Source organism: Streptomyces tricolor (assembly GCF_002155905.1).
In the GTDB taxonomy this organism is placed as follows: Bacteria; Actinomycetota; Actinomycetes; order Streptomycetales; family Streptomycetaceae; genus Streptomyces; species Streptomyces tricolor.
In genome coordinates this window covers 1-718 of sequence record NZ_MUMF01000069.1, presented here as the reverse complement: position 1 = coordinate 718, position 718 = coordinate 1, and the positions used below count along the sequence as shown (strand labels likewise).

Annotated in this window: 1 pseudogene; it reads left to right on the top strand. The window is 77.6% G+C overall.

Annotated elements, in window-relative coordinates:
- A pseudogene (locus CCN44_RS06145) lies at positions 1-718 on the top strand (DNA polymerase III subunit gamma and tau); the annotation flags it as partial.

Genomic DNA, 718 nt, shown 5'->3' with positions numbered 1-718 from the left:
TCCTCGCCGGCGCCGGCGAGGACGGTGTGACGTACGCCATGGCGACGTCCCTCCTCGGCTACACCGACGGCTCGCTGCTCGACTCCGTCGTGGAGGCCTTCGCCACCGGCGACGGGGCCGCCGCCTTCGAGGTCGTCGACCGCGTCATCGAGGGCGGGAACGACCCGCGCCGCTTCGTCGCCGACCTGCTGGAGCGGCTGCGGGACCTCGTCATCCTCGCCGCCGTGCCCGACGCCGTGGAGAAGGGACTCCTCGACGCCCCGGCCGACGTCCTGGAGCGGATGCAGGCCCAGGCCGAGACCTTCGGCGCCGCCGAGCTGAGCCGCGCCGCCGACCTGGTCAACGAGGGCCTGACCGAGATGCGCGGCGCCACCTCCCCCCGCCTCCAGCTGGAACTGATCTGCGCCCGCGTCCTGCTCCCCGCCGCCTACGGCGACGAGCGGTCCGTGATGGCCCGCCTCGACCGCCTGGAGCGCGGCATCTCCTTCTCCGGCGGTGCCGGTGCGCCGGCCATGGGGTACGTCCCCGGCCCGGAGGCACACGGCGGTGCCTTCGCGCCGGGCGCCGGTGCCGGGGTGGGTGCCGGTGCGGTTTCCGTGCCGCCCGGCGGCGGCCCCGCGGCGGCCCGCGCGGCCGTCCGGGCCGCGGGTGCTCCGGCCGGCCAAGGCGTTCCCGCCGGTCCGGGTGCTCCGGCTGGTCCCGGCGGCGTTCCCGCCGG